A 12,742-nucleotide genomic window follows, 5' to 3' on the forward strand; every position below is an offset into this window, starting at 1 on the left:
CAGCCTGACCGACTTGACTAGCTATCTGGGTGGCGTAGCCAATACCCTCAAGTCATGACCTTCGTTCCCGAGCCCCTGGACCCAGACGACGACCGCCCGCCCTACGAGCAGGTCGCGAGCAGCCTGGGCGCGGCCATCCGAACCAGGAGGCTCGCGCCCGGGGAGAAGCTCCCTTCCCACAAGGAACTGACCGAGCTGTACGGCTTCGCGCGGGCGACCATCCAGCGCGCGCTTCGTGACCTCGAAGACGAAGGGCTCGTGGTGTCCCGCAAGGGCAGCGGGGTCTACGTCCGCAACCGGACCGAACGGCCGGCGGGGCTGCGCCCGTACGTCGAGCAGGCCTTCGCCAAGAGCCACGTCACCATCGACTTCGCGGGCTTCTCCAGCGAGACCCTGCACGGTGCGCTGCAAGAGCCGCTCGACAAGATCCGCGTCGGCAGGCTGACCCCGTCGAGCATCACCATGCGGATACTCGTCCCCGACATGTCGGTGCCGCAGGCCGCTCCGGTGCGCTTGGAGGACGGCGCGGACGACAAGCGGCTCCGCGACCGCATGCACGACATCATGCTCAGCTACACCCGCAGCATCAGGGACGCCTTCGCCGAGCTGGGGCACCTTGGACTGGTCCCCGACACCCGGGTCGAGGTCCGCGTCCACAGCGGAACGCAGTTCTTCAAGCTGTACGTGATCAACAACGAGGACGCGTTCTTCGGGTACTACCCGATCAAGCCGAACAAGGTCGTCGCCCAGGGCGAGACCATCGAGATCTACGACCTGGTCGGCAAGGACACCACGCTCTTCCACCACTCCATCAACGATGGTGAATCGTCGGGCGGAGCCCAGCAGGTACAGCAGGCCCGTATGTGGTTCGACAGCGTGTGGGACACCATCGGAAGGGACTTCGATCTCGATGCGCACTGACGCCCTGGCCACGACTCTGGCAGGCGCCCGCGTTCTGCTCTTCGACTTCGACGGACCCGTCTGCGACGTGTTCGCCGGACTCCCCGCTCCTCGAGTGGCAGCGGAACTGGCCCAGCTCGTAGCCTCCAAGGACGAAGCCCTCGGCGCCAAGGCGGCCGGGACGGACGACCCCATCGAGGTTCTCCGCATCTCATACGAGGCGAACTCGGCACTCGGGCAGGAAGTCGAGCAGGCACTTACCGCGGCTGAGGTGCGCGCGGTCGCGGTGGCCGGTCAGCCGACACCCGGGTCCCGGGGGGCCCTCGAAGCCGCGAAGTCGGCTGGGCGGCCCGTGGCGGTGGTGAGCAACAACTCCGCCGAGTGCGTGAGGGCGTTCCTGGAACTACATGGGCTGAGCGAGTACGTGTTGGAGATCGTGGGTCGGCCGGCCGAACAGCCACACCTGATGAAGCCGAACCCGCACCCGCTGCTCATGGCCGCCGAGTTGCTCCATGTCGACGTGACGGCCTGCGTCCTGATCGGCGATGCCGTGACGGACATCCAGGCGGCCCATGCTGCTGGAGCCACGGTCATCGGCTACGCCAACAAGTCGCACAAGCCGGAGGCGTTCGCGGACCTTGGAGCAGAAGCGATCACGGAAGACATGCAGGCCATCGCGGACGCACTGCTCGATGGCGTGAGCGACTAACGCCCAGACCGAGGAGACCTGTTACAGGTTTCTCTACTTCATCAAGGGCGCTTCCGCCGCCAAGGCGGCGTCGCGCGCCCGTCACCCCGGGCCTGCGCTCCTGTCTGCGCCCCGCTCCAGCCCGGGGCGCCGGCCGCGCGCCAATGGCTAAGGACTTGATGGGCTGGACAGCCCTGCCTGATCGGTGAGCTGTCCGTCAGGACTGATGCCTCCGGCGGGGGCGCTCTGACTCTGGGATGCGGGGGCCAGTCGTGCGGCCGCGGCTCCGTTGTGGTTCAGGGTGGGGGCTGTCATCCCGCCTGCCGTCGCCCCAGGGCAAGCCGTAGCAGACCAGCCGCCAGGGGCCCAGGTCGTTCGTCCAGCGGGGCGCTCCACCTGGGCCCCTGACGACTGCCCTGCTACCACTACGTGTGGGACGACGGCAGACGGGATGACAGCGGGGCGCGTTGCGGGAGGCGCACGACCGACTCGGTTAAGACGCCTCCCGCCTCTCTACCTTGCCGATCACGCACTTCGAGGGCATAACCAGGAAGTTCTCAAGGGTAGTTGCATGCTCCTACCGACCGAATCCCTTTACCACACCACCAGATACATCAGCCGCGGTTCATCAAAGTACAGCCGCGGGCTTGACCGAAGGAGCCCGCGGCTGCAACTCTTAAAGCCGCGGGTCGCCCTTGCCGATCCGCTCTCAACTGGAGGGGATTCATGGAGACTTACGCGACCCTGCCGCCCGGGCTCCCGGGGCAGACGCTGGCCTGCCTGGTGATCGACGAGAACCGTGTGGTGATCAAGCCGTCGCTCAATCAGATGGAGGCCTTCGTCGTCGATCCGACGCTCACCGAGGACCCGAAGCGCGTGGCAGCTGATCACCGAGTCCGCGAGGCCTTCGAGGTCCGGCAGAGGGTTCAGCGTCTGCTCTCGGGCAACAAGGCCAAGCGTGACAACGTTCCCGCCTACAGCCGCTACCTCACTCAGGGCATGGTCAAGGGAGAGACGCACGTGACGCCCCCGCAGAGCCTGGTCTTCACATCCAAGCTCCGGGTCTACCAGGCGAGCGCGGACGCTGGGGCGCAGACCTACCTGCACGTCCCGCCCGGCGTGAAGGGCGTCCACGACGACGGTGAGACGCAGTACCTCGCTCGCCTCGCCGTCCGTAACGAGCACCCGGAGACCGGCGACTCCCCCATGGCTGTCGTGGTCGATCACGGACGTTCGATCGACTGGGGTGGGCAGGCGTTCCACGATCTGAACCTGCTGGGTGTTCCGATGTCCGCCGCGGTGGCCATCGCTGCCGACGGCCGCGACCCCGCAACGAAGATCGCCAAGAAGCTTGCGGAGGAGGTACCGGCCCTGGTGGGGCTCGTCTCCTTCGACGCCCGCCAGGTGAGCGCCAAGAGCGGCTCGGTCCTGACGATCACCACGCTCCGGCGCGCTGTGGTCGGCAGCCTGGCCGGACGAAAGGTCTTCGCGCTCGGCAACAAGACCTACACCGACGACATCCCGGAGCACGACCAGAACGACATCCCGCTGGTCTGGCGCCAGGTGTTCGTCCGGCTGCAGCCCCACCTGAACCACTCGACGGCGGTAGGCCTGCCCGTCGTTCTGACCGCCATCGGCATCGGCGTCTACGAGGCCCGGAATTCCGGCACCCTCGACAGCTTCATGCGCAGCCTGGACACCATTCTCTGGGACAAGTCCACCGAGGAGGGGGCCCAGCGCTGGGCGGGCATCGCGGGCAAGCTCACCGAAACCGGCAACTTCTCCTCCGCCGGCGGCGTCAAGGATCTGGGTCACCGGACCCTGGTCGCCCTGACCGACCACACCTCCGATGACTACAAGCGCATCCGCGGGCTCATGCCCCACCCCTCCGAGGAAGCGAGTGTCTAACTGAGTGACAACCGGCGCGAATGCTGACGGACGTCCACGGACGGTAACGGGCCTCCATCGCAGGTCAGCCCGGTAGAGTCGGCAGCTCGCCCGTCGGCCCGGATTGCTTCGGGACGAAGAGGTCGTGGGTTCAAATCCCGCCACCCCGACTTCGTAAGACCAGGTCAAGGGCTTGATCCGCATCGCGGGTCAGGCCCTTTCTGTGTTTCTGGAGGGGGCTCGGAAGGGTCAGGGCGTGGGCTGGTGGGGCCAGGGGTCCGGGCCGGGGTTGGTGCCTTCGGAGCTGAGGGCCAGGCGGTCGATGTAGTGCTGCCAGGTCTCCGCGTGGGACTCGCATGCCGCCGCAGTGGGCAGGCCGCTGTGGATCAGGTGGAGCACGGTGCCCTGGTCGGTGGGGTCCAGGGTGATCTCCACCCTCGTGGAGCCGGCCTCGACGGCGCCCTGTTCCCAGCCCCAGGTGAAGACGAGGCGCTCGGGCGGGTCGACCGTCAGGAAGCGGCCGGAGGCGACGTCCTCCCCCGTGACCCGGGTGCGGTACGAGCCGCCGGGCTCGAAGGAGAACGTGCCGTCGGCGCCCATCCAGGACAGCCACTTCTCCCGGTCGGTGAAGAAGGCGAAGACGGTTTCGGGGCGGGCTTTGATGCGGCGCTCCAGCGTGACGGTGTCCATCGGCGTCGCGGGGGTCGCGGGGGTCGTCATGAGCGACATTGTCCCGTGAGGGGGTGGCTCCCGCCCGGCCGCGGGCGCGGTGTCGCCAGTTAGGCGGTCGTGAGGGGTGCCGCGCCGAAGGAGACGTCGAAGCGGTCGCACCAGATGGTGACGCTGGTGTACGCGGAGGGGTTCACGCCGGCCGGGATCGCGTAGTTCTGGTCGCCCTTGTTGCCCTTGAGCTTGCCCAGGCTGACGTACTTGCCGTCGTCGAAGACCCGCCAGCCCGCCGTGCCCTCCTTCACCGGGGCGTCCGTCAGCCAGACCCGCAGGTCCGGGCCGTTGCTGGTGTCCAGGTTCTCCAGGCGGATCGTGTGGGAGCCGTCCGGGAGCCGGATGAGCTTCGCGGTCCCCGTGGTGGTGTGCTCGTGGCTGACGAGGGTGCCCTGGGCGAGGGTCTGGGGGAGGGTCTGCGCGGTCGCCTGAGTGGTGGGCGAGAGGGTGGGCGAGGAGGAGGACGCCGTGGGGAGGGACTCGTGGACCGTTGCGTTCTGCCAGAGCTTCCACGGCTGGAACCAGTACAGGCCCAGGCCCAGGAGGAGGGCCGCGGGGAGGGCCAGCACGGTCAGGAGCCTGCGTACGTTCCGCTTCTGCGGCTGGGTCTGTGTCACTTGGCGGGCCTTCCTCGCGTTCGGCCGTTCGGCCGTCTTGGGCATTCAACGCGCGGGGGCGGGGTGGGGCCAGGGCCGGCCGGATGACGAAAGGCTTACGGCATCCGGCCGGGAGGGGCTCAGAGGGTGCGGAGCTTGGTGGTGAAGACCTGGTTCGCGACCTTGTCGCCGAGGGCGAGGCCGTCCGTGGCGTCCCACGGGTAGTGGACGCCGAGCCAGATGCGGCTGTCGGCGTCCTCCCTGCCGGCCGCGCTGAAGCTGGTGAAGTGGCGGGTCTTGACCGGGGCCTGCGGTTCGTCGGTGGTGAGGTCGAAGGAGATGTTGTCGCTGCCGAAGTAGCGCTTCATGACCCCGGCCCAGGCGCCGCCGAAGGAGGCGTGGCCGGAGACGTACGCGGGGAAGCAGGGGCTGACGTTGACGCCCGTCGGGCTCTTCAGCAGCGGCTTCCACTGGGGGTCGAGGCCGCCTTCGCGGACCGCCGAGACGGGTCGCCACAGATCGATGGGGGTGGCGAACTTGGCGTCGCGGACCGCGATCCCGGTGTCGGCCATGGCGAGGGAGACGAGGGCGAAGAGGCGGGCGTTGGCGTAGACCCCGAGGCCACGGGCCTTGGCCACCTCGCGGGTGGCCTGGAGCATGTGGCCCGGCGGCTTGTAGGTGCCGTTGTTGTCGTTGGCCCAGAACCAGGCGGCGGCGAGCTGGTCCGGGGTCCGGTTGATCACCGGGGTGGCCGCGGTGGGCTTGTCGGCGCCGGCCGTGCGGACCGCCTCGACCTGCTGCTTGTACGCGTCGCTCGCCACCAGGGCCTCGTACGAGCCGTACTGGGTCAGGGCGGTGGGGCGGAACTGGGAGCCGGAGGCCAGGGAGAAGGGCTTGACCTGGCCGTAGAACGGGCTGATCGCGTCGCTGTCCTCGTCGCAGGAGGCGTCGGGCATGTCCGGGTAGCTCGTCGGCCGCCAGGCGCCCGGCTTGTTGTCCCCCACGTAGACCTGGGGGTTGTCGGAGCCGTCGCCGGTGCGGGCGTCGGTCATCTGCTTGACCATCGGGCCGACCACGGTGAGGTCGAGGAAGTCGCCGGCGGTGGGCTCGGTGCCGAATCGCTCGCGGAAGCGCGAGTCGAGGTACTGCGTCTGGTCCGCGTAGCGGCTCTGCTTGTTGCCGTAGAGGCCGAGGAGGATGTTGTAGGCCGTCCGGCCGATGACGCGCTCCTCCTCGTCCGGGCCCTCGGCCCAGCCCAGGTAGTTCTCCGCCTTGATGTACGGCTCCGAGGTGATCTTGCCCTTCCACTTCAACTGGTACGAGGACTCCGCGTCGTAGATCGCGGCGTTCATCATCGCGGCCGAGCGGGCCATCGGGACGGGCCCGCCGCCGACCCGGCGGAAGACGTTCTGCAGCACGTCGTTCCAGTAGTGCACCGGGTCGGCTATCGACTGCGCCGGCAGCGCGGCCCGGGCCTGCTGGGGGGCGGCGGCGAGGACGGTTCCGGTCGCCGCCAGGACGACCGCGGTCGCCAGGGCGCGGCGCCGGAGGGCGACCCGGCGGGGGGAGCTGCGCAGGGCGCTGCGCAGGATTCGGCGAGGGGTTCGGCGAGAGGTGAGGGCGTTCTCGGGCATGGCTCGACTCCCTTTGATCACAACCGTGTTGATCACCACGGGAGGTGGCGGCGCGATCATGGCCCCGGAGCCGGCCCGGGCGCTTGTAGAAAGCGGAACGCCCGTACGGAATGGCCGGTCCCGCCCGGCTGGACGGCGCGAACCCCCCACCGCATCCGCCCCCTCCGCCGGCAGATCGCCGATCGCCGGAACCGCGGGGGCCTTCCGGCCGACCACCTCCATGCGGAGAGACGGCCGGTGACAGCGGAGGGGCGTGGGATGGGCGGGCTGGACGTGCGGATGGAGGGGGTGGGGTGCCGGCACGGGCGGGTCGAGGCCGTGGTCGGGGTCGATCTCGAGATCGCGGCCGGTGAGCGCGTCGCGCTGACCGGGACCAACGGGTCGGGCAAGACCACCCTGCTGCGCGCCGTCCTCGGACTGCACCCGCAGGTGAGCGGGAAGATCCTGGTCGGCGGCCGTGCGGGCGACCCGGCCTGGCGGCGACGGGCCTGCGCGTGGATCCCGCAGAAGCCCGCCGCCGGACGCTTCCCGCTCCTGGGCGGCGAACTCCTCGCCAGCAGCGGGGACTCCCGCGCGGCCGCCGAGGCCGCCGACCGGCTGGGGGTGGGACCGCTGACCGGGAGGCCGCTGCACACCCTGTCCGGCGGGCAGTTGCAGCGGATGTACCTGGCCCGGGCGATCGGCTGCGTGGCCGCCGGGGCCGGCGTACTGCTCGCCGACGAGCCGACCGCCGCCCTGGACTTCGCCGGGCAGGACGAGGCCGCCGACGTACTGGCCGCGCTGCCGGTGACGCTGGTCGTCGTCACGCACGACCGGGCGCTCGCGGAACGCTGCGACCGGGTCCTGGAGATGGCCGCCGGACGGCTGAGGGAGGTCGCGTGAGCATCACCCTCGCTGCCGCCGACCTCGGGACCCTGTTGCAACTGGCCCCCGTACAGCGGGCGGGCTTCGCCCTGCTGCTGGCCGCCGTCGGGCTGCCCGTGATCGGTGTGGTCATCGTCGGGCTGGACATCATGCCGGTGCGCTTCGCGATGATGCACGTCGCACTGCTGGGCATCGCCGTCGGACTGCTCACCGGACTGGATCCCATGCTGTGCGCGCTGGTGGCCTGCGCGCTGGCCGGAGCCGGAGTCGCGCCGCTGGCCCGGACCCCGGACGGGCTGTCCGGGGCGATGGGGCTGCTGATGAGCCTGGCGATCGCCGCCGCGCTGCTGCTCCTCGCGGTCTCGGGGGTGAACGCCTCGGGCGCGTTCGCGCTGCTGTGGGGCTCGATCCTGTCCGTCGGCGGCGCCGATCTCGTGGTGCTCGGCGTGCTGGCCGTGGTCGTGCCCGGCCTGTTCTGGTGGCGGCGGCGCGAGGTGGCGCTGCTGCTGTACGACCGTGAGCTCGCCCAGTGTTCCGGCGTGCCGGTGCGGGCGCTGACCACCGTCCTGCTGGTGCTCGTCGCGGTCGCGGTCGCCGGGGCCATCAAACTCACCGGCGCCCTGCTGGTCGACGCGCTGACCCTGCTGCCCGCCCTGGCCGCGCGCCGGCTGGGCACCTCGCTGAAATCGATCACCGGGTGGGCGGTGGGCATCGGCGTCTTCGTGAACCTGACCGGTTTCCTCATCGCCCTCCGGCTGGACTGGCCCCCCGGGCCCGTCCTCGTCCTGACCGCGGGGGCGCTCGTCCTCGCGGTGCACCTCGTACCCGAACGGAGAATCAGCTCATGGCGCCGCGAACCCGCGTCCGCAGCACTTCCCTCCTCGCACTGAGCACGGCGCTGGGCCTGGCACTGGTCCTGGTGACCGGCTGCGGCGACGGCGACGGCAGCACCGACGACAGTGGGCGCAGTGGTGACACCGTCAAGGAGGGCCCTCCGGTCGTCGTCGTGACGACCACCTGGGAGGGCGCCTTCGCCAAGGCCGCGGGCGCGCAGAAGGTCAAGGTGATCGTGCCGCAGTCCGTGCACCACGCTCCGGACTACGACCCCAAGCCCTCCGACCTCGCCGCCGTCGCCGGGGCCGACTTCGTGCTCTACGCGCCCTTCGAGCCGTACGCCGCGAAGATCAAGGAGGCCGCCGGGTCGAAGGCGAAGCTGGTGGAGGTGAACCTCGACAACGACGCCGACAAGGTCAAGGCCGAAGTAGCCCGGCTGGGCGCGCTGTTCGGCACGCCGGGCACCGCCGCGAAGTGGGCGGCGGACTTCGACGCCGAGTACGGGCGGGTCGCGAAGGACGTCCAGGCCGCCTGGCCCGGCGGCAAGAGCCCGGCGGTCGTGAGCCAGGTGTTCACCGCCTGGTCGGCGAAGCTGGCGGGCGCCACCACGGTGGGCACCTACGGCCCCGAGGCGGTGACCCCGGCGCAGCTGGCCGGGCTGTCGGCGAAGAAGCCGGCCCTGGTCCTGGACAACGCGCACATGTCGACCGGCACCGTCCTGCCCGACTCCGGCGCGCACCAGGTGGAGATCGTCAACTACCCGGGGAACGACCTGGACCTGCTGCCGGTCTACCGCAACGCGGGGGCCGAGCTGAAGAAGGCCATGGCCAAGGCGGGCGGCTCCGCCGGGTAGCCCGGAGCGGGGCGTCGGCGGACGGGGCCGGTGCCCCGGTACGCCGGGAGTGCGGGGCGGTCCCGCCGGGGGCCGCCCCGCACTCGTCTACGCGCCCACCCCGGCGGGCGCCGCACCGACCGGCTCGGGGCGGGCAGGGGTGGCCTCCGGGCCGGGCGCGCCGTTCGCGAGGCGGGCGCGCAGGGCCGCGCGGTCGGGCTTGCCGGCCGGGGTGAGCGGGAGCTCCGTCAGCAGCAGCAGGCGTTCGGGGTGCTTGCGGCGGTCGAGGCCGCGGAGCTCGAGGTGTCCGGCCAGGGAGTCGAGGGTGGGGGGCTGCGCGCCGCGGGGGACGACGCAGGCGGCGAGGCGTTCGCCCATCACCTCGTCCGGGACCCCGACGCAGACGACGTCGCGGACGAGGGGGTGGGAGGAGAGCTCCCGTTCCACCTCGGCGGGGCTGATGTTGGCGCCGCCGCGGATGACGATGTCCTTGAGGCGTCCGACGACGTGGAGGATCCCGTCCTCGTCGATGAAGCCGAGGTCGCCGGTACGGACCCAGCCCTCGGGCGTGCGGTACAGGGCGTCCAGGTCCGGGGAGGCGACGTAGCACATGGGGGTCATGGGGCCGCAGGCGATGATCTCCCCGATCGCGCCGTCGGGGAGCCGTTCGTGGGTCTCGGTGTCGGTGATCCGGATCTCGGCGACCCGGGGGTCGGGGCGGCCGGCGGCGATGCCCGTGCCCTCGGACTCCGGTGCCGTCGCGCCCAGTCCGGTGTGGCAGTTGACCCCGTCGGCCGAGCCGTAGAGGTTGACGACCGGGCAGCCGAAGGCGCGGCTCGCGCTCTCGGCCGTGGTCTCGTCGAGGGGGGCGCCGCCGAGGATCAGGGCGGTGGGTGCGGGCAGCGGCGGGGAGTCGCCCGCGGATGCCTCGGCCTCCAGGCGGTCGAGCATCATGCGGATCATCGTGGGCACCCCGAGGACGTGCGTGGGCCGGTGCTCGCGCACCGCCGCGAGGGCCGCCTCCGGCGTGAAGTGGTCGAGGACGATCAGGGTTCCGCCGTGCCGGGCGAGGGTGACCGCGGTGCCGCTGGAGCCGAAGGCGGACGCGAGCGGTACGAGGAACAGGCAGCGCGGGGGCGTCCCGTCGGGCATCAGCGAGGCGAGGAAGTTGCCGCGGCCGCCGGCGAGGGCGTTGTGGGAGTACGCGATCATCTTCGGCTCCGCCTCGGAACCGGAGGACACCAGGATGCGGGCGGCTCTGTCGGGGTCGGGCCGGGCGGGAACGAAGGCGGCCGGGTCGGAGCGCAGCAGCGCCGCGAGCCGAATCGTTCCTTCAGGCTCCGTGCCCGCCGCTCCGCCCGCCGCGATGACATGGCGCAGCGCGGGCAGTTCGGGGGCCAGGTCGCGCAGGTCGGCGGCGTGCCGGTGGCCCCGGTGCTCCACGGCGGCGATCACCGCGACGGCCTCGGCGCGGCGCAGCAGGCCGCGGGCCTCCTGGCCGCCCCGGCCCACGGGGAAGGGCAAGGCCACCGCTCCGAGGGCGGCCAGGGCCAGGTCGGCGATGACCGCGTTGCGGCCGTTGGGGAGTTGGACGCCGACCACGTCGCCGGGCCGTACGCCGAGCTCCGCGAGGCCGGTGGCCAGACATCGCACCTTGCGGTCGAGCGCGGTGTAGCAGAGCGTGCCCTTGGCGTCGACGACCGCGGTGCGGTGCAGGTCGGAGATCTGGCGGGCCCGGAAGAGGCTGTAGAGGTCGAGGTCGGGGCAGGTTCCGTCGACCGCCCAGGAGCGGCGCAGGCCCACGGGCAGCAGATCGTGCAGTGCGACGGTCATACGAAGCTCCAGGGGTCGGGAACGGCAGGGGCACCGTGCGCGTCCCGGCTGATCGAGCCGGCGAAGCGCGGGTCGTGGTGCAGGTCGGCGAGGTCGGTGGTGACGGCGGTCGCGCCGAGACCGCGCGCCCGCAGGGCTCGCAGGGCGTCCTCGGTGGACAGGTCCGCGAGCCCGTGCGTGAGGGCCGCGGCGCGGGCGTCCGCGTCGGCCGGGGCGATCCAGCCGTCGGCGGTGCGCAGGGGCGTACGGAATCCCGCGGGCCGGCGGCCGCGCTCCCCGCGCCGGGCGCGGAGCAGGGCCGGGGCGGTGAGCAGGTCGGCGGCGCCGAGCAGCGAGGAGTCCACGCGGACCCCGCGTCCGGTGCGCTCGCGCAGCAGCAGGCCCGCGAGGACGGCTTCGGCGCCGAGCAGCCCGCCCAGTACGTCGAGCAGGGTCATCAGGGAGGGCGCGGGGACCTCGCCCTCGGGTCGGGCGGCCTCGCCGACGCCGGTGCGGGCCTGGACCATGAAGTCCGTGCCCATCGGCGGGTCGGCGATCCGGCCCGTGCCCCAGCCGCCGGTGTACGCGTACACGAGCGCCGGGTTCGCCCGCGCGAGGTCGGCGGAGTCCAGGCCCAGCTCGGCGGCCTTCCCCGGGGCCCAGTTGTGCAGGAACACGTCGGCTCCGGCCGCCAGCTCGGCCAGCCGCAGCCGGTCGCCGGGCGACTTGATGTCGATCTCCACGGCACGCTTGCCCCGGTTCAGGGCCAGCCAGCGTGCGGAGATCCCCGAACAGGCGGGCGGCATGCCGCGCAGCGGGTCGCCGCCCGGCGGCTCGATCCGGACGACCTCGGCGCCGAGCAGCCCCAGCAGATGGGCGGCGAGCGGCGCCTGCACGCGACGGCCCGCCTCCAGGACGGTCATCCCGGCGAGCGGGCCCGGCGCGGAGGGCGCCGCATGCGGGCGGACCCGGCCGCCGGGGCCGTACGGGGCCAGGGTCCAGGGGGCGGCTCCGTCGTCCTCGGCGGCGCGCTCCTCCAGGCTCCGCAGCCGGCAGACCTCGGCGCCCGAAGCGGCCGCCGCCTCGCGGATCCGCTGCCAGCCGTGCGCCCGGGTGGTGGCGTGCAGGGCTCCGGGGAAGGGTGCGCACGCGGTGGCGTACCGGAACTGGAAGGGCCGCCAGCCGGCCCGTACCGCGTCGGCGGGGGCGTCCAGGGCCCGCCAGAACCCCGCCCAGGCGCCCGGATCCAGGGTCTCCAGCTCGAAGAGCGTGCCGTCAGCCGCGGTGAAGGGCGGCCCGCCGGGAGCGAGTTCGGCGGCTTCGCCCTCGTCGGCGCCGCTCGCGGCGAGGTACTGGGACACGACCAGCAGCCCGGCCCGGTCCACGTACGTGTGCGGCTGCGCGGCGGCGCCGTGGCACCCCCTGGCCCGGGCCAGCAGGGAGGCGAGCAGCCCCTGCGTGGTGAGGACGGCCGTCGCGGCGGTGGCGTAGTCGACGGCGAGCCCCCGCGGCAGGCCGTCGCGGCGGCCGTGCACGGCCATGATCCCGGTCGCGGCCTGCGCGGTCGCCTCGTCGGCGACGCCCCTCAGGGCCGCCTCCGGCGAAGCCCAGGCGACGGTGGCGGTCGCACGGGCGGGGAGGCCTGGGCCGGAGTCGGCGTCGGACTCCGCCAAGGTGACGCGGGCCGCCTCGGGGTCGCCCCCCGCGGCGGGCCCTGCGTCCTCGGCGACCGCTCCGAGCAGCCTCAGGTGCTCGGCCACCGGGCCCGCGAGCGCGGGCGGTCCCGAGGCGGTGAAGCGCAGCCCGTCGAGCGGCCGAGCGGTCTGGGTGACGGCGGGTGACGCCATGCCTCTCCTCTTCTCCCGGCCCGGCGATCGGCCGGCGCCGCAGGTGGTCCCGTACAGGCGGTCCCGTACAGGCGGTCCCGTACGCGGGAACCAAGGGGCGGGCCCGCCCGACCAGTTCCACGGGA

11 protein-coding genes are annotated in these 12,742 nt (G+C 72.2%); 6 read left to right on the forward strand and 5 right to left on the reverse strand.

All coding sequences use genetic code 11. The features are described 5' to 3' along the window. Positions 1-54 precede the first annotated feature (54 nt). The 3 genes from ACE1OC_RS18800 to ACE1OC_RS18810 all read left to right on the forward strand — a co-directional run bounded on the left by ACE1OC_RS18800 (position 55) and on the right by ACE1OC_RS18810 (position 3,496). The gene (locus ACE1OC_RS18800; protein ID WP_407837971.1) at positions 55-921 is read left to right on the forward strand and encodes a GntR family transcriptional regulator; all 867 of its coding nucleotides are present in this window, start codon (positions 55-57) and stop codon (positions 919-921) included. Further along, positions 911-1,609 carry an HAD family hydrolase gene (locus tag ACE1OC_RS18805; RefSeq protein ID WP_407837972.1) on the forward strand — a complete coding sequence of 233 codons (699 nt, stop codon included), beginning with the start codon at positions 911-913 and terminating at the stop codon, positions 1,607-1,609. Before ACE1OC_RS18800 ends, ACE1OC_RS18805 begins: the two co-directional genes overlap by 11 nt. 705 nt (positions 1,610-2,314) lie before the next feature. Continuing rightward, complete coding sequence (locus ACE1OC_RS18810; protein WP_407837973.1) at positions 2,315-3,496, forward strand: DNA sulfur modification protein DndB; 1,182 nt, start codon at positions 2,315-2,317, stop codon at positions 3,494-3,496. A gap of 228 nt (positions 3,497-3,724) precedes the next feature. On the opposite strand, the gene ACE1OC_RS18815 is transcribed toward ACE1OC_RS18810, so the two are convergent. The 3 genes from ACE1OC_RS18815 to ACE1OC_RS18825 form a co-directional block, all read right to left on the reverse strand. After that, entirely contained in the window at positions 3,725-4,195 is a 471-nt protein-coding gene (locus ACE1OC_RS18815; protein WP_407837974.1) for an SRPBCC family protein, read from the reverse strand. Positions 4,196-4,254: 59 nt separating this feature from the next. Beyond that, on the reverse strand, positions 4,255-4,815 hold the full coding sequence (locus ACE1OC_RS18820) for a DM13 domain-containing protein (protein WP_407837975.1): 561 nt from the start codon (positions 4,813-4,815) through the stop codon (positions 4,255-4,257). Positions 4,816-4,934: 119 nt separating this feature from the next. Next, a complete protein-coding gene (locus tag ACE1OC_RS18825) occupies positions 4,935-6,428 on the reverse strand; it encodes a vanadium-dependent haloperoxidase (RefSeq protein WP_407837976.1) in 1,494 nt (497 codons plus the stop codon). A gap of 258 nt (positions 6,429-6,686) precedes the next feature. Here ACE1OC_RS18825 and ACE1OC_RS18830 point away from each other — a divergent pair, with 258 nt between their 5' ends. The 3 genes from ACE1OC_RS18830 to ACE1OC_RS18840 are packed head-to-tail and all read left to right on the forward strand — an operon-like array spanning position 6,687 to position 8,979. Continuing rightward, positions 6,687-7,310, forward strand: a complete 624-nt coding sequence (locus tag ACE1OC_RS18830) for a metal ABC transporter ATP-binding protein (protein ID WP_407837977.1) — start codon at positions 6,687-6,689, stop codon at positions 7,308-7,310. Between the two features lie 2 nt (positions 7,311-7,312). Next, positions 7,313-8,182, forward strand: a complete 870-nt coding sequence (locus ACE1OC_RS18835; RefSeq protein WP_407841604.1) for a metal ABC transporter permease — start codon at positions 7,313-7,315, stop codon at positions 8,180-8,182. Continuing rightward, positions 8,137-8,979 carry an ABC transporter substrate-binding protein gene (locus tag ACE1OC_RS18840; RefSeq protein WP_407837978.1) on the forward strand — a complete coding sequence of 281 codons (843 nt, stop codon included), beginning with the start codon at positions 8,137-8,139 and terminating at the stop codon, positions 8,977-8,979. The genes ACE1OC_RS18835 and ACE1OC_RS18840 overlap by 46 nt, the downstream gene beginning before the upstream one ends. 87 nt (positions 8,980-9,066) lie before the next feature. Here ACE1OC_RS18840 and ACE1OC_RS18845 read toward each other — a convergent pair whose 3' ends face one another. Together ACE1OC_RS18845 and ACE1OC_RS18850 are read right to left on the reverse strand one after the other, a co-directional pair. Beyond that, positions 9,067-10,791 (reverse strand): class I adenylate-forming enzyme family protein, encoded by a 1,725-nt coding sequence (locus ACE1OC_RS18845; RefSeq protein ID WP_407837979.1) that lies wholly within the window; start codon positions 10,789-10,791, stop codon positions 9,067-9,069. Continuing rightward, positions 10,788-12,617, reverse strand: coding sequence for a CoA transferase (locus tag ACE1OC_RS18850; protein ID WP_407837980.1), 1,830 nt, complete (start codon positions 12,615-12,617; stop codon positions 10,788-10,790). The genes ACE1OC_RS18845 and ACE1OC_RS18850 overlap by 4 nt, the downstream gene beginning before the upstream one ends. Positions 12,618-12,742: the final 125 nt, after the last annotated feature.

Origin of the sequence: Streptomyces stoeckheimensis (genome assembly GCF_045822005.1) — a bacterium.
Lineage (GTDB): Bacteria > Actinomycetota > Actinomycetes > Streptomycetales > Streptomycetaceae > Streptomyces > Streptomyces stoeckheimensis.